This is a genomic window from Psychrobacillus sp. FSL K6-4615, from assembly GCF_038008225.1.
GTDB classification, from domain to species: Bacteria; Bacillota; Bacilli; order Bacillales_A; family Planococcaceae; genus Psychrobacillus; species Psychrobacillus psychrotolerans.
This window is the reverse complement of record NZ_JBBOYQ010000002.1, coordinates 67,379-84,582: the sequence shown is the minus strand read 5'-3', so window position 1 is coordinate 84,582 and position 17,204 is coordinate 67,379. Positions and strand designations below refer to the sequence as shown.

Here is a 17,204-nt window from a genome sequence, read left to right as displayed (position 1 = left end):
GAAGAGATTTAATCGCTGCTCTTATACAGATAAAATCGCTGTGAGTGGTTGTAGAGGAAAGAAGGGCAGAGTAATCTGTCCTTCTTCTTTGCACTTAATGGAGGGATATACTATGGATAAAGAATCATTGGTGGCTTTAACAATATATCATTATATTTGGATCATTATCTTTTCCATTTTAGGTATCTTTTTTTCTATTTATATATTAATGGCAACAGGGAATAATCCACCACTCATTGTTTTTATACTATCTGCTATTGGGACAGGGGGAACCGGTGCTATTGTAGGTGGAATTATAGGCAATGGTCTTGTCAATTTCCAAAGAGCGCTTCTCAAGGTAAACGAACAAAAGAAACGATAGATAATATGAATATTTTAGAATGTTCTTATTGATAGGCATACATAAAGAAACGAGGGTTAGACTTGTTGTATTCAATTGAAATATTTCCTAATGGGAACGAAAGGGTGGGAACTCCTACATTCTATTTAGCCAAAAACTATGAATCGTGGTATTCGCTTGTACAAGAAGAAATTAGATTTTTCTACGCAAAAGATACGCGTGTGGATGTAGAACGAGTAATTGAAACTATTGGTCATTTGGTTGATCGAGATGTCCCAGCTACATATGAGATAGAGTTATTTGGAGCATCGTTTGTCTGTTTGTGCACAGACAAGTTGACTCCTGTTCAGTTTAAATCATATATAGAACGTCATACCCAAGATATTCCCTTACTTATGGAATTTGAACGAATGAACAATCATATCGTATTTTTAGATTGGTTGCAGCACCACCATTTCACACAGCAATCTTATGTAAAATTGATGAAAGCATTTGAAAGGTCAGATTACTCCTTTTTTGATAAGGAAAGTACGGCTTCCTTGAAAGTATTAATCGAAGAAATGGTAGATGAAATGGAAGAATTATTACGAACAGAACAAAACCGAGATGAAAAATGGTTTCAACGAATGGAAGAGTCTAAGAAGAAATATACACCAACGACAAATACATTGGATTGGGTACTACCCGCTGAGAGAGAAATGTTTGAGAATCATCGCATTGTATTAAAAAAGAAGAATCTGCTATTTCAATTGGATACCAGATTGCCTTCCCATGAGAAAAATCAAGAATTGACGAATAGTAGGTAATTAGGTATGATTAGGGAGTGAAGTAAGTGGGCAGAAAAGCTCACCATGATAATAAGAGCATTAAAAATTTAAGCGACCAAGAGGTGTACCCTCACGCAAAGCGTTCTGTACTCATTAGTACAGGCATTTTGTGTGGGGGTTTTTGTGTTTCTTAAAATAAGCAATATACACGGACAACAAAGGGGGATGTTAGTATGTATACAATTAATACTTTAGAAAATATCGAATTCACAGCATCAAATGGGAGAATGAAGTATCATCCGGGTGTCCATGAAAATCATCGCAACCGGTTTACGGAAGAAGAACTATCTTATATGTGTTCTATCTGGGAATGTACGAAGAAAGAGGATATTGCTTTTGTTCTAGGGCGAACACATGGAACGGTATTAACGAAGGTAAATATGCTTAAAGAAAGTGGTGAATTCGAGTATTATAAGCGATTAGGTATGATGTTCTATCATGTAACTCAGTAATTAAGATAATTAATAGTTAATTCAGATTCTGAAGTTACAAGTGCTTGACGGAAAAACAATTTTTCAGTATGATATTCATGTATTATGTGGCTAGGAAGAGCTTGTCACTTAAAATAAAAAGCAACCATATTAAAATTCAATAACTATAAAATAGCAAAGAGGAATACCCTCACGCGAAATGTTCTGTACTAATTTGTACAGTAATTTTGTGTGAGGGTTTTTTTGTGCTATGAGGAAGGAGAATTTGCCAAAAAGACTAAGACAACGAGCAACTTAATTTTTTGAAGTGGAGCGGTTATGTTCCTTTAAAAGTAATTCTGTAGCTTGATCTAATAGCTTCGATTGAGGTATGTCAGTATCATTTGACAGTTTAACTAATGCTTCAAACAAATCATTTCGAAGTGAATTTGAAAAGCGAGTGCGAGTTACCAATTTATTATCTTTAGCCATACGATTACACCTTCTTCTTTGATTATATATCTAACTATACAACTTTAATAAAGTGCTTGCAAGTGCTTGCACCTATTGGTTAAATATGGTACAATAGTATTAAGGTTAGATGCAATTCAAATGAGATAGGGATAATCGAAAGGGGAAATGAAATATGTTGAAAACAGTAGGGAAATGGTCAATAGCAGGAGCATTATCATTAAGTATATTAAGTGGAGCAGTTGAAGGGGTTGGACAAGCCCCTATAGCTGTAGAAGCTGCATCAAAGCTTCCAGATAACCATACAATTGAGCAGTTAGATGTGAAGTGGTTAAATGACGGTAGAGGCGGACACAGCATTGACGTAGGTAATAGAAAGGGTACATTACTAATTCGAATTGACCAACCAAAAGTGGAACGGAATGTCGAATGGGTTAATTGGGCTATTACCAAAGTAAAAGCGGTAGGATTTCAAATGTATCCAACTCTAGATAAATCAAAGCATGTAGGGAGTAGCCCTTTAGGCTTTACAGGTTATCCTGAAGGTTATGCTATAGATAAGGGGTATCCTGATAAATGGGCAATAGAAGATGGTAGATTAAAGTTTGGATTAATAAAATTCAGTGATTTCAACGATCCAAACTACTATGCAGGATTGGCAATCTATTTAGACAAATCATATAGTTCCGATGGAAAGTACTGGTTTGGTGGGATGACCTACGCTTTAAAAGAACCAGGCCAAATCAAAGCATACTTTTTGCCTAATCAAGATTTAGTATTAGATGCGTATGACCGTATTAAAACTGGAGGTACTTTCCCTTTAATGAACAAAGTAATGTGGGGGAAAACGGAACTTTGGAAAGGTCAACTTGGCAAAGTAACTGTAAAAAAACCGGCAACACTTTGGAAACGATTAGACAATGGCACATTAGATAAAGTGCGTGAGTTAAATGTAGGTGACGAGTATCGAGTATATCGTTATTTAGATGAAAAGAACGGTTTATATGGAGTAGGAGCAGGTATGTTTGTGGATAGAAATGCTACTAATGTACTTTATGAAACACCATCTAAACGTAATCTTCGTCTTGTCAAAATCATGCACGGGGAGGAATAATGAAACAAAAGAAAAAAATTGTTTTATTTCTTTTAGCTTTAATTATTTTCCAATTCATTTCTCCGCTTATTGGTGGGGTGACTGTGTATGCAGCAACGAAAACACTTACAGGACCTGCAGCTAATCTACATCGTCAACATGCACCTTCGGATTTTCCGGCTAGCTTATCGGGAGACCGTTGGATTCATGTACAGGTGAATACGCCTCGTGCAACATGGCACGCAACGAAAACTGCTAATCAACAATTAATTGTTGATGGTGGTGCTAGTTATACACCTCCGAGTGGTTATAAAATTGCGGAAAAGTTGGTATATGATGTGATGGGACCGAGAACCTACCCGTTATCTATTCGAGATTGCACAGAAGAAACAAAAGGGTTACCCCAAGGAACTGCAAAACCACCATATACTCCAGAAGGCTCTGGAAATTGTCATCCTACAGAATTTGAAAAAAGCCGACCGCAAAATAAATGGGCGGTTGATATTAATAGGTCTCTTTGGAAATATGATAGAGATGAAGCTACATGGGAAGGCAAAACAGGACCATATTATATTTACAACGTAGCAACTAAATCTGGAGTAGCTTATGACTATCTTATCGAACCAACAGGAGGAACAAATCCCCCTGTTGACCCTTGTGTTACTAATCCAAATGGAGCGGGTTGTACTCCAGGAGGGACACCACCAACTGATCCAGGGCCACCTTCAGTCACCCCACCACCAACACTAGCTTGTCCGAAAGACATTAATGTTGGTACGGGGGGTTCGATGAATAGTAACCCGAGTAATATGCTCGCTGATCCTAACGGATTGATAACGGAATCAGCTGAAAGTAGTCAGTTTAAAGTATTGACGTATGGTATTCCATCCTCCGAGTACTTGAAGGTAGAAGGGTATTCAGAGAAATATTTATCAGATTACCGTTATCAAGGAATGAATGGTTCCGTTACGTATCAAGTGAAAGTTACAAAAGATTATATGTTGCGTTGGTTAGATAAAGCTTCTAACACGTATATGTATGAACACGTAAGACAAGAGGGAGACATAAGCGATGCATACTCCATCTCTTATTGGCAAATTGGACATTTAGCTATTTATTCATTCATGGATGCAACTTTTAGAAATTATGCGTTGCCAAATGAAATAGCAATTGTACCAAACTTCCAACAGGTAACGGCTAATTCTAATCATAGTTCAAACGTAAATAATCATGTTTTCCCGAAAAATTGTGAAAGTGTTTACTTAGGATTAGAAACAGTCGATGGTGGAGAATCGAGACCTTCTGCACCAACAGCCAATTTACAGGGAGCAGCCGCTATAGGCAGTCGTCCTCCAGATGTAAAAAATGACTTAGTAGTGGTAGATGGCAATACATCTATGTCGGATTCTATGGCATCATTGAACGGACCAACACCATCACCTATTCCAATTGCTGGTCAAGTAAAAGTGGAGCAATCTTCTTTACAAATTGAACCTACAAAGGTAAACAAATGGCAAACACCAAGTTCGATTACAGCGCGGTATGAAACGATACACACGGTTAATACAGGTGGTGGAACCAGAGAGTTTACGGGTACATCACCAACGAAAATTAATACAGTAACGGTTCATACGCCAGTCGTCATGTACGCAAAAGCAAGTGACGATAAGGAACATGACCAACGAACAGATCCACCTGACCGTTCAACACCCGCTAATTCAGATACAGACCGTCATGCCTTTATCTTAGATAGACCATTTACGGTAACATTACCAACAAGTGGACAACATTTAGACGTAGGTATGGCTCCTGGTTATGGTAATCGTGATTATGCGAAATATACAAAGACAGATGGTAAACAAGTGAAGTTTCCATTTGATGTATATACAGCAGACAAGAGCGGATTTTATCCAAAAGAAACATGGATTAGAGTACCTTTAAACCAAACGGATGTAACCTTCTTTATGCCAGTTTGGGTACCAGAGGGTGAATATACGGTTAAATTCCGTAGTATAGCAATAAATGCTCCTGCAGAGTTACCAGAAGAACATCATGCCAACTTGAATTTAACTTATCGTACTCCTAATGGAATCATGGCAAATCATGTAGCATACGACACGATTGAAGTGGACGTAGTAGGAAGGCTATATGACTTCCGAGTAACCGATATACTAGATTTCAATTGGGAGAATGTATTCCGTACAACCAAAGGACTTATCGAACCAACGGGGAATCAATATTGGGTAGGGGATAAAATGATTGATGGGCAACCACGAACAACATTTACAGAACCTTTCCGATTACCGATTCGTCACGGCAGCCATCCAGACGGGTATAAAAATGTCGCAGTAAAAACTGGTTATCAATTCAAGTTCGATATGAAAACCAAAGGCGATATGCGTGAACAAAAAGATGGTGTACACATTACTCCTTCCTTCTATTTTGTAGATAAGAACGGACAAAACAGAAGAAAAGTTGATGTATATTATCATAACGACGCAAAATACTTCGTGAAGATTGGCTCCGCACAAGATAAAGAATACCGTATGGTGAAGTTAAATGAACCATTACGAAATGTTCCAACCGATCAGTTAAACAATACAGCAGATTATTATTATCGCCATGCTAATAACTATGGATATACGACAGAAAAGAATACACAGTTTATCCATACGTTTATACGTAATTTTGAGCGAGATTACTCGAAACAAGCAAATGCTACCGGTCCTTATGGAGACCAAATCCTTCATTGGAAACTACGTACCTTTATGGGACCTTTAGCAAACAATGTTCCGGTTAATGCGATGGTACCTCAAGCAGATGCTATATCTTCCGAACAAACATGGTATGGGGAATATAGTTTACCTGCAGATATATACATTGTAGAAGAGGGGAAAAATATAGCTGGGTATGGTCAGACACATCGATTGAACAAATCGCACCCACTTTTCCTCCGAGACGGTTATCTGATTGTGAACTTTGATATTGAATCCATTCAAAATGGAGATTTATCAAAACCACATTTGCAATACATTAATGGAGAATTATCGAACCAATGGAAACGCGAAGGTTTTAAATATTCATTCACCGATCCATATGGTTTCAACTTCCCATTAATTGATGGTGACGTAATCTTCTATCACGGAGACAAATCATCACTGGAAGATTTTGTTCCTTCGGTAACACATTAAGTGTCACATATGAAACAAAAACCTCTTGCATAGTCATTACTTTGCAAGAGGTTTTCTTCTATCTAAATAAGAAAGGACATACAAACATGAAGATATTTTCTATTGATATAATCGCACTACCATTATTGTATCTGCCTACTTTTTTTATCCTTTTATCCGTTTTATCCTATTACCTATATAGCAAAACGAAAAGACGCACAGATGTACTTTACAGCTCCATAATGCTTTTATTGGCTCTGTGTTCACTTATTTTATTTCAGGCAGCTACAGGGGAACGTTTGTATTTTTGGAGTACAGGTTTTCATTTAGGTGCATTCTTAGTATTCTTAGCAATTGCAACTAGACGTTTCTTACTAACTTCCAAAAACAAGGTGGAGCAGTGGCCATTGGCAGTTGTTCTTAGCTTATTGGGAATATCCTTTTTCTTTCATGAAATCTTAGCAGGTGCAGTAGTGATAGTTGTGTTTATGGGATATGGAGGTTATTTGCTGTATCTTTCTCGATTAGAACAAGAGAACAGTTATATCCAAGGGATTTTACTTATGACGACAGCACTTTTTATAGTGATAGGACAGTGGTTGCCTTTTAATGGGGGTCGTTTTATATTCAGCGTAATGCTTCTTATTTTAATGACACATGAGGTTATACGCTTTTTTGAACGTGTGCTAGGGATGATGCAAGCAGCGGGTTTAAACAGCGTTACAGACGGTCTGACAGGTCTGTTTAATAAGCGATTTTTGTATAGCAAGTTGAATCAATTAATTCATCAAGAAGAAGTAAGTGTTATCTTTGCAGACATTGATAACTTTAAGCGATTGAATGATACGCAAGGGCATGATGTTGGAGATCAAGTATTGATTCAAGTAGGAAAAATATTAAAAGAATTGGTTGGAAATAAGGGGTACGTTTGTCGTTTTGGTGGAGAAGAAATGGTGGGAATCGTTACGCAAGGTAATGAAAGGAAATTAGCAGAGAACTTCCGTAGCAAAGTAGAAGAGTTAACCATTGTTACTGTAAGTGTAGGGGTTGCTTCAAACGAGGAAGAGAAGGAGGTAAACGCATTAATTAAAAAAGCAGATGTGAGGATGTATTCAGCTAAAACAACAGGTAAAAATAAAGTAATCTATTCTGATTAAGAAAATGAAAACCATCTATACCTAGAAGCATATATTAAATTTTAGTATTGTAAACAAAAATACTTTTAAGTATATTATAAATAACGTATTAACCAATTCTCATACCTTTTACCAAATAATGGGTTGAGCAAATAATATAAAGAAGGTTTTGTTGAAATGCAGTATTACCAAGAATCAATATACTCTTATAAACGTTCCAAAAGTACACGAGATGTTGATGGCAATAAAGTCTTATTTATGTATGCTGGATTGACTAAAAAGAAAGCACAGACCCTCGGAAGAAATAGCAGGGAGCAGATTACCACGGTTGCTTCAAAAATGGTTAAATCTTTAGCATCGGAATTACCTGAAATTTATTTGACGATTCCTGACGGTGATTCGAATTTTCATCTATTAGAAAAAGAGTTTCAGCATTTATTATATCTTTCCGAAAAAGATGAAATTGCATTTTTCACCTATTCACCTAAACTAAAATAACTAATCGTGCACTTGCTGAGAGTGCGCGATTTTGTTATAATTAAAGGGTAATATTTTATTTCTTTTTTTAGGCAAACCTTTCTTTTTTGACTGGTTCTGCGGTGATGAACAATTTATAGGCCTTTGGGCAGATTGAGATTCATAGCATTTTTGCTATGTAAACCATTCTGCTCAAAGGCCTTTTTTGCGTTCTCTAAAAGAGAAAGAAAAAACTTTGAGAAAGGGTGTTGAGTAATGAATTTTATGAATTGTAGTCAGTGGGGGATGGCATTATGACAGGGAAACCTTATTATAGTGTCACTTGTTTTATGAAGGAAGATCCGAGTGAATTATTTCCACTTCTGCTCCCATTACATTTCAAACATGCGGAAAAACAATCACTTTTATGGAGACATGAACAAACTACGTTTCAAATTGTTCCATTCTCTACTAGAGGAACAGAATCAAGAGGGTACCGACTATTATTTTCGGGAAGTCCAGACTCATTTCGATATATCATTGACCAATTTTTAGGAGCATTTGAGCCTTCTTTTAGTGGAATTGAGTGGATTTATCAAACGGATTTTTCTCAAAATGAACTGGTCAAACTTGCGGAGAAACAAGGATATACCCGTTGTTCTATGTTTGGTTTATATGAACAAGAACAGGTAGGTATTGTCCTAATGCAAAGTGGAGTGGTGAATTGCCAAGTCCGTAATCATGGTATCACCAATCGTAATATAGCTTCCTATATGCGAAAAATAGAGGATGTATCAGCAACCTTCCAACCTAAAACTCATGATTTATTTTCTTATCATGAAGAGGGAATGAAAGTTTCATGACGATTAAAGCGTTTGAAACTTATATCAAAGAAGGTCAATACCGAGAGATGAAACAACGAGAACACTTCTTGGAAGAAGCAAAACTGTTCTTGCGTAAAGAATTTGACCAACTTCCAGGGAAACGGTATGTATTTGACGAGATTAATATGGTTGTTAAATACGTGACCAAAGAGAAAAGAATTACTGACCATTCAGCAATAATCATGGATCTATTCGATTATGTAAAACCTGATATGGCAATCTCTCTGATTAGCCTGGATGTTAAGAAAATGAACAATGAGAACAAAGCGGAATTAGCTGCTCCCTTTTTGTTACCACCTACTTATTACGTTCGACCAACCTTGAATAAAAAAGGGAAGTCTTATACGCAAAAGGTGGATACCTTATTTGGAGGGCAGTCCTATGAAGACCTGCTTCAGGAAATTCAGCGGGAGCACAAAAAATTAGAGACGAATCAAAGAGAATATGAAAGTTTGAAGGTGCAATTAGAACAAATACCTAAGCTTATCAAAGATAAGAAGATAAAAACCTCCATTGGTAGTGTTTCTTATTTACCTCATGCACCAAAGTGGGAAATGGAAACGTTACTGGATGTTTTGGGTGAGAATTTTGTTTGTACCTATGGAAAGGTAAATATGGAACTACTCGATGAATGGGTACTTACCGGAGCAATTCCTAAGTCTATCGTCACGAAGAATCGACAAGTGGTTGATTTGCAAACGGACTTTATCGTGATGTCTTTAGATACTGAGTCGAGAGTATTGAATTTCCATCGAAACAAACGAAGTGAATTAAGTTTACGTCGATATGCGTAAACACGTTTAGAGGCAAATTTTAGCGACTTCAAGGGGAGTGTTTAACACTTCCTTTGTGGTCCAAATTGGGAGGAACTTTATATGAAAACAACATTCATTCAACAATTACCTACGCTATTAATCGAAAAAATCACGTACGAACTTCAAAACTTGTATGTTCGTGCATGTAGTTTTGAACAAAAGGATATATTAGATTCCGCTTTAAATAGTCGTCTTTGCGATTTAGAGGACACACTAGATATTGATAAATATATAGAGGAATCTAAATTTTGGGATGAAATAGGTAGAGAATTTGGTGAGTTTGAATTTGGAGATACGGTTTGGGATATAGATGGGAACTGTCTGCTTATTTTGCGTAACACAAATAAACAGAAGAGTTACCTTTCGATAGAGGATGCCACATCTATGTATCTCAAAGATGAACTTCATTCTATTGCGATAGACGGTCTTGTATTGTTCTTTGGCAACAAAGTTGTGCAAATCTAAAGATGACGTTTAATCAGTGGATGTTACAAGAACACGGACAAAACTGGCAAGGAGTTCATATGGACTTAGTGGACCAGGGATTGAGTGAGGAAGAAATCAATGAACAACAAAACGAGTTTATTGAAGCTTTTGAAGAGTACATGGAAACTCATGAACTTGAAATCATTGCGGAATAACACTTTGGAGGAATTTTAATGAATGAGCAATTAATAGAAACGTTAAAAATTATTGTTATCTATAACCAACAAATATTAGAGAAGTTTGATGGTGACCAAGGAGCAGCTAAAGGCTTAATTACATTTGTAGATCAAGGTTTTGCTATCTGGCATCCCTTTTATGATTCCACACTTCGCTTACAAGTTAATCCAACAGTTGAATACAGTGAACAACAGTTACAAACTATGGTTAATCAACTCTCACAAAAGATAGCGATGAGTACCGGTGAAAACTGCATGGTTGACTTATACAAAGTAAATGTTGAAAGTGATGTTCAATCTATTGGAGTGACGGATGAATGCATTGTGGGATATGCCGAACAGGAACCATTTGAAGTAGAGATACCTACTCAAATATGGTGTTTGCATTTTCAAGAAGGATTGAATGAATATGTGCCAACAATGTGAAAACAACTTCCATATGAGGTAATTTAAATTATCTCATAAGAAGCATACGAACAGAAAGCGGAGGAAATATATTATGAAAAACAATGAGATGATTACCTTAACATATAGCAATAAAAAATGTTTCGTAGAAGTTATGGAGAGTGAAGGGGACATTTTTATTGAATTGTACTCGGTGAGAGGTAAAAAGTTTCAAGCTCGAGCAAGTGTGTCAGTAGGAATGTTACCACCAGGCCATGTAGCCATTAAAGATTATTCGGAGAACTCAGGAATGCTGCAATTATTGCTAGATGCAAAAATAGTAGATAAGCCAATTAACTACTATCGCTCTGGTTTTGTGGAAATTCCAATTTGCCCTGTACTCGTACCAACTAAAGAGGTATAGAAATTAATGCTAAATAGCATTGAAGGAATAAAATTAGTGATTGCTCGCTAATAGAAGGTGAGAGAAAAGTAATGACCACTGTAATAAAAACAAACGAAGAACTGATCAGTGAATTTAACGAGCTATCTGCTCGAAGTTCCAAATTATTTAAGGAACATAAATTTGATGAACGAAACAAATTAGTGGAACCACTTAGATATTTAGCTACCATTATTGATTGGGGCTATAAAGTTGGAGAGGTTGTAGAAAGAAGGACTGGTCGTGGTTGGGAAACGGATAGAATATTAGCTATTGAAAATGATAGATTTACTTTCCGAACCATTCATATCAGTCACCACTTAATTCGAAAACCCCAACATGAGCTAGTACAATTAAGTATATTTGATTAAATAAAAAACGACGTAGTAACTACTTGTAGTTACTACGTTTTTTCCTTTTACATCAAGGATTTCCTTGATCCAATAGAAGTGTATTAAAGTTTTTTTACTCTATAGTATCTAAGGTTAGTTACTGTAAAGGGTATAAAGTAACTCGATATAGATACTGTAGTTTATAAAAAAGAATGAACCAATTAAAAAGAGTTCGATTATTTAAAATAAAGATTGATAATTTGTAATAAAGTTTGATTAAAAATCCTGTTTAATTAAATTCAGAAATAGGAAATAGATTTGAAGAATGGCTAAGTTCTCACCCTTTTTTTGTTTGAAATAAGGTTGACGGATGTCTTCGACGTAATTATAATGAGCGTAATAGTCACCACTCACAAACCGCCATTAAAAATACACTAAGGAGTTGTTTAAAATGAGGATACAATTTTATCCTAGCCCTGAATTGGAAAATAGTCTTACTAATGAAGCTAAGCAGCTTGGAGTAAACGTTAGTACATTAGTTAATGATTTGTTAAACAATCATTATGGATTAATTCCAGCTACCTCCTTATCTAATTCAGAATTAAGAAAAATCATTTTTAAAGAAGTAGGAGATTTTGTTAAATCGCAAAAAAATGGAAAAGAATTCGACTTAAACGAAGCATCAGATACCTATAAGGATATTGGTATGGTATATTTCGGGAAACCGAGTATAATTAAAGCACAAATTGGTAAGGAATTTAATAGAAAATATGTTGGTCATATTGAACCTTTTATTCATATTCGACAAGTTTGGTTAGCAAACGGAAAACCTAAAAAGACTGTTGGTAATCGTGCAGCAATATATGTAATAAGTGAAGACTTGCAGAAAAATGAACAAACTTTTTTATAAACACATCTTGAACAAACTTTTTTTCAAAACGGGTTTATTTTATTTAAAGCAAATGCGTGTTAGCGAGAACTTTTGGATCAAACTTTATTTTAAACCTACAGATACTATGTAAAATAGGCTACAACATCTTTTCTTTTTTACCGCTGTAAGTTATACTTTATACATATCTTTTTCCTTTCTTTTTTAATGCAAATCCTCTTATTATGAGTGATTCTGCGGTGATGAACAACTATTCGCCTTTGGGCATTTTTGTGATCTAGCATTTATTTGCTATGTGAAAACAAATTTGTCCAGAGGCTTTTTTTGTGGAAAAATTTATGTAAGTGGAAAGATGGAATTTTCAGTTTTTGGAGATCGGTAATTTGACTATTTAATTGGAGGTGAATAAAATGATAGTAAGTAATGTTTTTGTGATTTATGCATTGATCACTATTGTTGTGGCCATTGCAGTATCCATTAGCAAATTGGAGTTAACAAAAATAGAAACATTGTCCTTTACAAGCGTATGGAATCGATTCATATCCATGCCTTATCTTGGTAGGATAGTATTTTTTGTATGGTTGTTGAGCAAAGTATGTATGCTGGGGATAGTAGGTGTTACCATGAGTATGGCTCCCCAGTATATCCCGTGGGAAAGCCCAACAATTGATGTTGGTGTTAAATTAAATAGCATCAGTTGTATTTTAGCGGTACTTGGTGGTTATTTTGGTGACAAGATACTGATTACATTGTCTAAGAAATTAGGTCTGGACATTAGCAAGGAGTATGAAACGGAAAAGGCATCATCAGAAGCCGATACAACGTTAGAAGACATCTTGAATGAAGAGGATACAGAAGGCTAAAAAATACCCTTAATAAGTGGAATAAAAGGAGAGTTTACAATGACTACGACTTTAAAGGAGTTATTGAATAACGAGGAAAGAGCAAAGTATAATTATTTTATGAAGAAGATACAAGTTGCTCAAACATGGATAATGGTTAAATATTATGGATGGCGCGCTCAACGTATTTTGTCTCAAGCAAAAGAACGTATTCGTTTCGAGCACAGAGAACTAAAAAAGAATGAAGCTCTATCTCACGTATGAGGAGATAGAGCTTTTTTTATTCTCAGGTAAATGTGGTCGTTGACTTCGCTAAAAGTTCGTTTTATAATATATACATACTAATTTTTCTATATTTTTTTGCAAATCCTCTTTCGAGTGATTCTGCGGTGATGAATAATAATAAGTCTTTGGACTGTTTATGAATAATAGCATTGTGCTTTTTTGCTATTTGAGTAAACTTTTCAAAGGCTTTTTTTGTATTCTCCGAGAGGAAAATCAGTAAAAACTTTGAGAAAGGGTGTTTAGTTTTATGACTAGAAGTATTGGAGGAACAGCATTACAAGAAACAACAATGGAAAAAGTATATCGTGAAGTTTTTGGAGGAACTATTGTTTCAGATTGTCGAAACTTCCGATTAGAAATGCGTTCTCCAGATGGGAAAATCAGATATTACAGTTTAAAAGCCAGCGACAAGAATGTTGCTCGTAAAGAAGCTGTAGCTTTGGTTCATAACATGGTAGAACAATTTCAAGATGAACGTATTATTTGGAGAATGGCAGGAGATAAAAATTGGTCTATCGGATCAGCTACTTCTCATGCTGCTAAACCATCTATGTTTAAACGTTTCGTTGATTACTTTTTCTTAGTAGAAGATTGAGAGAAATGTTTGTATAAAAACAATAACTGAGAGCCTAAAAAGAGGCCAGTTAAAAGGAGAGCTTTATTATGATAAACAATATCACATTGGTTGGACGACTTACAAAAGATCCGGAACTGAAATACACTCCAAGTGGTGTAGCAGTTGCCAATTTCACATTAGCTGTAAATCGTAAATTTAGTAACCAACAGGGAGAAAAAGAAACGGACTTCATCAATTGTGTTGTTTGGAGAAAACAGGCTGAAAACGCTGCAAATTTCCTGAAAAAAGGTCATTTAGCAGGTGTTGAAGGCAGTTTACAAACAAGACATTATGAGGGTCAAGATGGTAAGCGAGTTTATGTGTCGGAAGTTATTGCCGATTCTGTACAGTTCTTAGAGCCGAAGAAAGATAATCAGCCGACTGGACAGCAAGGGCAAACAAATCAACCGAATACTCAACAACAGCAGCAACCAACTTATAATCAACAGCAACAACAGCAACCATCATATAATCAACAACAGCAACAACCATCTTTTCAACAAAATCGAGAGTTGGTAGGAGCAGGTGTTAATGGTGGTGGTTACGGAGGACAACAAGGTGGATTTTCTCAAAACGGGCAACAAGGAAATTCTAATTACCAACCATATCCTAATGGACCAATAGAAGTGTCGGACGACGATCTGCCCTTCTGAAGTTGATAGGATGAGAGATATAACTATAGAAAATACTAGAGTGTCTGCTTTTGCGGAGACTCTTTTATTTTTAAATAATAGAGATTGAGAGGAATTTATTATGAGCCAAATTGGAAATAAGATAAAAGCTGGATTTTTTGCCACACCACCAAGACAAGGGGAATATTTACGAGATGTATTGACGTTTGAACAAGATACATCTGTATTAGATCCTACTTGTGGAGAAGGTTTAATCCTAAAACAACTAACCGAGGCAAGAGAGGAACGTTCGTTCACTGTTAAAACATACGGGGTAGAGTTGGATAAAACACGAGCTAAACTAGCTAGTACGGTACTCGATAAAGTAGTACAGGCTCCAATTGAGTCCATGGTTATATCCAATGATGCACTGGGAATGGTCTATCTCAATCCCCCGTACGACAATACGATGCTAGGGCATGGTGATGAAAAAACAGAGCGAAAAGAATATACAGAGTTAGTTCGAGGTACTCGTTACCTAACAACAGGTGGAGTTTTAATGTACGTTATTCCTTCCTACAGATACGCAGATAAGAAGATAGCAAGATTTCTTTCTTCGTATTTTGAAGATATTGCGATAACTCGCTTTACCGATGAAGATTACCCTGATTTTCGTCAGTGTATCTTTATTGGAAAGAAGAGAAATTCGGATAATAAGGAATTAAACGAAAAACTTTATAACTTCCTTTTGCAGATGGATGATGAATCTTATGTGGAAATAAATGTTATGCAATTAGACAAACTGAAGCTGCATAAAACGTGGGTTGTAAAAGGAACGAAAACCGATATAAATACTTTTTATTCACGTATGGAGAACAAATCTGAATTTATAGACCTTATTCAATCAAATAAAGGTTTTCATGCTTTTATTGAGCGTACCAAACCAAAGCAACTAGAGTTAGGTGGACAACCTCTTATAAATGTTGCACAAGGTCAAATGGCCTTGCTCCTTGCTTCTGGTGCTGTAAATGGCATTATTGGTGAAGGTAATACTTTACATGCCGTACAGGGTATGGAAATAGTCTCTCATGAGGTCATAGAGGAAAAGACGGAGCATTCCATTATAACGAAAAAACGTACAAAGAGAAGCGTTTCCGTCAAAGCGATTTTGCCAAATGGAAAAGTGAAAAAGTTAGTATAATGGAGGAGGGAAGGTCATATATTACTTATATTGTTAGACAACATGAGTAATATATGATACATTAAGCGCATGATAAAACATCATATAATAACCATAACCGATGAAAATGATATTGATTCCGTGGGAGAATATCTAGATGCTCTCTTATTTGCATCAAAAACTAATCAAAATGATATGATTCATTATACTTTTCTCCAATTAGCGTTCAATAAATTGTCTTTAGCTAACTTAAAAACACTTTGTCGAGAAAGAACGCAGTTAGATATAATGGTTAATGGATTTCCAAGAACTAAAAAATATCAATTGGTGAAACCTTTAGGTGTAGTTCCAATTTATGAATTGCGTTACGGAATTAGTCATAATGAACATTTACGATTGCTCTTTTTCCCAATTCAACACAAAGGGGAATCATATTATGTTTTTACTAAGGCTTTTATAAAAACATTGGAGCCAGATGTAGATGAAACTGATCATATGAGAAATCTAAGTTATCAGATGTATGCAGAGGTAATAAAAGAACCAACTAAATATTTGGAGGATGATGATTTATGAAAAAAGGACGTAACTTGTTAGATTCAACTGAACTACTAAAAACACATCCTGAACTTCATGAACTATTTCTTAGCACAGCGGCCATTTATGGAAATATAATATTTGCCAAAAGAATGGAGTTAGATCACACACAAAGTGAACTAGCAAAATTAGCAAATGTGAGTCTTAAAACAATTGCAAGAGCTGAAGGTGGTTCATACAATTTAAGTACGGATACATACGATAAGATTTTCCGTGCTTTAAATATGACTCCGATTGATGTCGCTCAATATGTTCTTCAATTTTCAAAACGAACAGAATTAGCAACAGTAGCTTACGCATATTAATAGTGGTGAATAAATGAAGTGGCGGAGAAATTCTCTAGCTGCTTCATTTTTGTTTACTTTTTATAGAGATTGGCAAACTCTCTTAGAGAGTTGAAGGGAAAATGAATGAATAATACAGACGTTAGAAACGGTTTGTCAATACCAGAAAAATGTATTCAATTTATGTGTAAAACAGCTTAAATGATTGGATATGAAACATGGAAAGAAGAGTGCAAAAACCTTCTTTTTTTTATGGAGAATTAACGTGTGAGGAACGTATGTATGGTATAATTATAGAGTAATAAAATAGAGTTTCAGGGCGATTGGCACATCTTTTTTTCCATTAACTTCTACATTCGTGGAGGGGGAAGGAGATGATGCTTATGACAGTTTTTCAAGCTTTTAGTCTCATAATTGGCTTTTCTTCGCTGATAGTGGCTATTTTGGCTTTGTCATATACTTTTTCACAAAAAAAGTAAAC

Annotated in this window: 24 protein-coding genes; 23 read left to right on the top strand and 1 reads right to left on the bottom strand. The window is 35.7% G+C overall.

The window, feature by feature from the left end; translation table 11 throughout:
* The first annotated feature begins 112 nt into the window (after positions 1-112).
* The 3 genes from MKX53_RS19235 to MKX53_RS19225 all read left to right on the top strand — a co-directional run bounded on the left by MKX53_RS19235 (position 113) and on the right by MKX53_RS19225 (position 1,619).
* The gene (locus MKX53_RS19235) at positions 113-361 is read left to right on the top strand and encodes a hypothetical protein (RefSeq protein WP_340913599.1); all 249 of its coding nucleotides are present in this window, start codon (positions 113-115) and stop codon (positions 359-361) included.
* Positions 362-465: 104 nt separating this feature from the next.
* Entirely contained in the window at positions 466-1,146 is a 681-nt protein-coding gene (locus tag MKX53_RS19230) for a hypothetical protein (RefSeq protein WP_340913597.1), read from the top strand.
* A 194-nt stretch (positions 1,147-1,340) separates the two neighbouring features.
* Positions 1,341-1,619 carry a DNA-entry nuclease gene (locus tag MKX53_RS19225; RefSeq protein ID WP_340765631.1) on the top strand — a complete coding sequence of 93 codons (279 nt, stop codon included), beginning with the start codon at positions 1,341-1,343 and terminating at the stop codon, positions 1,617-1,619.
* Between the two features lie 273 nt (positions 1,620-1,892).
* Here MKX53_RS19225 and MKX53_RS19220 read toward each other — a convergent pair whose 3' ends face one another.
* Positions 1,893-2,069 carry a ribbon-helix-helix domain-containing protein gene (locus MKX53_RS19220; RefSeq protein WP_340765633.1) on the bottom strand — a complete coding sequence of 59 codons (177 nt, stop codon included), beginning with the start codon at positions 2,067-2,069 and terminating at the stop codon, positions 1,893-1,895.
* Between the two features lie 154 nt (positions 2,070-2,223).
* Here MKX53_RS19220 and MKX53_RS19215 point away from each other — a divergent pair, with 154 nt between their 5' ends.
* The 20 genes from MKX53_RS19215 (at position 2,224) to MKX53_RS19765 (ending at position 17,202) form a co-directional block, all read left to right on the top strand.
* Positions 2,224-3,162, top strand: coding sequence for a hypothetical protein (locus tag MKX53_RS19215; RefSeq protein WP_340913595.1), 939 nt, complete (start codon positions 2,224-2,226; stop codon positions 3,160-3,162).
* Positions 3,162-6,332 carry a DUF5704 domain-containing protein gene (locus MKX53_RS19210; RefSeq protein ID WP_340913592.1) on the top strand — a complete coding sequence of 1,057 codons (3,171 nt, stop codon included), beginning with the start codon at positions 3,162-3,164 and terminating at the stop codon, positions 6,330-6,332. Before MKX53_RS19215 ends, MKX53_RS19210 begins: the two co-directional genes overlap by 1 nt.
* Before the next feature lie 86 nt (positions 6,333-6,418).
* Complete coding sequence (locus MKX53_RS19205; protein ID WP_340913591.1) at positions 6,419-7,468, top strand: GGDEF domain-containing protein; 1,050 nt, start codon at positions 6,419-6,421, stop codon at positions 7,466-7,468.
* 156 nt (positions 7,469-7,624) lie between these two features.
* A complete protein-coding gene (locus MKX53_RS19200; RefSeq protein WP_340913588.1) occupies positions 7,625-7,945 on the top strand; it encodes a hypothetical protein in 321 nt (106 codons plus the stop codon).
* Between the two features lie 272 nt (positions 7,946-8,217).
* Positions 8,218-8,766, top strand: a complete 549-nt coding sequence (locus MKX53_RS19195; protein WP_340913585.1) for a hypothetical protein — start codon at positions 8,218-8,220, stop codon at positions 8,764-8,766.
* Entirely contained in the window at positions 8,763-9,581 is an 819-nt protein-coding gene (locus MKX53_RS19190; protein WP_340913582.1) for a hypothetical protein, read from the top strand. The genes MKX53_RS19195 and MKX53_RS19190 overlap by 4 nt, the downstream gene beginning before the upstream one ends.
* A gap of 81 nt (positions 9,582-9,662) precedes the next feature.
* The gene (locus tag MKX53_RS19185; RefSeq protein WP_340913580.1) at positions 9,663-10,067 is read left to right on the top strand and encodes a hypothetical protein; all 405 of its coding nucleotides are present in this window, start codon (positions 9,663-9,665) and stop codon (positions 10,065-10,067) included.
* A 2-nt stretch (positions 10,068-10,069) separates the two neighbouring features.
* Positions 10,070-10,243 carry a hypothetical protein gene (locus tag MKX53_RS19180; protein WP_340765651.1) on the top strand — a complete coding sequence of 58 codons (174 nt, stop codon included), beginning with the start codon at positions 10,070-10,072 and terminating at the stop codon, positions 10,241-10,243.
* 18 nt (positions 10,244-10,261) lie between these two features.
* A complete protein-coding gene (locus MKX53_RS19175; protein WP_340913577.1) occupies positions 10,262-10,690 on the top strand; it encodes a hypothetical protein in 429 nt (142 codons plus the stop codon).
* Between the two features lie 73 nt (positions 10,691-10,763).
* Entirely contained in the window at positions 10,764-11,072 is a 309-nt protein-coding gene (locus tag MKX53_RS19170) for a hypothetical protein (protein ID WP_340765653.1), read from the top strand.
* 71 nt (positions 11,073-11,143) lie between these two features.
* Positions 11,144-11,461 carry a hypothetical protein gene (locus tag MKX53_RS19165; protein WP_340913575.1) on the top strand — a complete coding sequence of 106 codons (318 nt, stop codon included), beginning with the start codon at positions 11,144-11,146 and terminating at the stop codon, positions 11,459-11,461.
* Positions 11,462-11,873: 412 nt separating this feature from the next.
* Positions 11,874-12,332 (top strand): hypothetical protein, encoded by a 459-nt coding sequence (locus MKX53_RS19160; RefSeq protein ID WP_340913573.1) that lies wholly within the window; start codon positions 11,874-11,876, stop codon positions 12,330-12,332.
* 389 nt (positions 12,333-12,721) lie between these two features.
* Positions 12,722-13,174, top strand: a complete 453-nt coding sequence (locus tag MKX53_RS19155; RefSeq protein ID WP_340765659.1) for a hypothetical protein — start codon at positions 12,722-12,724, stop codon at positions 13,172-13,174.
* A 39-nt stretch (positions 13,175-13,213) separates the two neighbouring features.
* A complete protein-coding gene (locus tag MKX53_RS19150; RefSeq protein WP_340765661.1) occupies positions 13,214-13,417 on the top strand; it encodes a hypothetical protein in 204 nt (67 codons plus the stop codon).
* Positions 13,418-13,685: 268 nt separating this feature from the next.
* Entirely contained in the window at positions 13,686-14,033 is a 348-nt protein-coding gene (locus tag MKX53_RS19145; RefSeq protein WP_340765663.1) for a DUF6018 family natural product bioysynthesis protein, read from the top strand.
* A 68-nt stretch (positions 14,034-14,101) separates the two neighbouring features.
* Positions 14,102-14,707: a single-stranded DNA-binding protein gene (locus MKX53_RS19140; RefSeq protein WP_340913570.1), complete on the top strand. Its 606-nt coding sequence runs from the start codon at positions 14,102-14,104 to the stop codon at positions 14,705-14,707.
* A 100-nt stretch (positions 14,708-14,807) separates the two neighbouring features.
* Positions 14,808-15,866, top strand: coding sequence for a DUF6094 domain-containing protein (locus MKX53_RS19135; RefSeq protein WP_340913568.1), 1,059 nt, complete (start codon positions 14,808-14,810; stop codon positions 15,864-15,866).
* A gap of 69 nt (positions 15,867-15,935) precedes the next feature.
* A complete protein-coding gene (locus tag MKX53_RS19130; RefSeq protein ID WP_340913566.1) occupies positions 15,936-16,418 on the top strand; it encodes a hypothetical protein in 483 nt (160 codons plus the stop codon).
* The gene (locus MKX53_RS19125; protein WP_340765672.1) at positions 16,415-16,744 is read left to right on the top strand and encodes a helix-turn-helix transcriptional regulator; all 330 of its coding nucleotides are present in this window, start codon (positions 16,415-16,417) and stop codon (positions 16,742-16,744) included. Before MKX53_RS19130 ends, MKX53_RS19125 begins: the two co-directional genes overlap by 4 nt.
* Positions 16,745-17,097: 353 nt before the next feature.
* Positions 17,098-17,202, top strand: a complete 105-nt coding sequence (locus MKX53_RS19765; protein WP_445678287.1) for a putative holin-like toxin — start codon at positions 17,098-17,100, stop codon at positions 17,200-17,202.
* Positions 17,203-17,204: the final 2 nt, after the last annotated feature.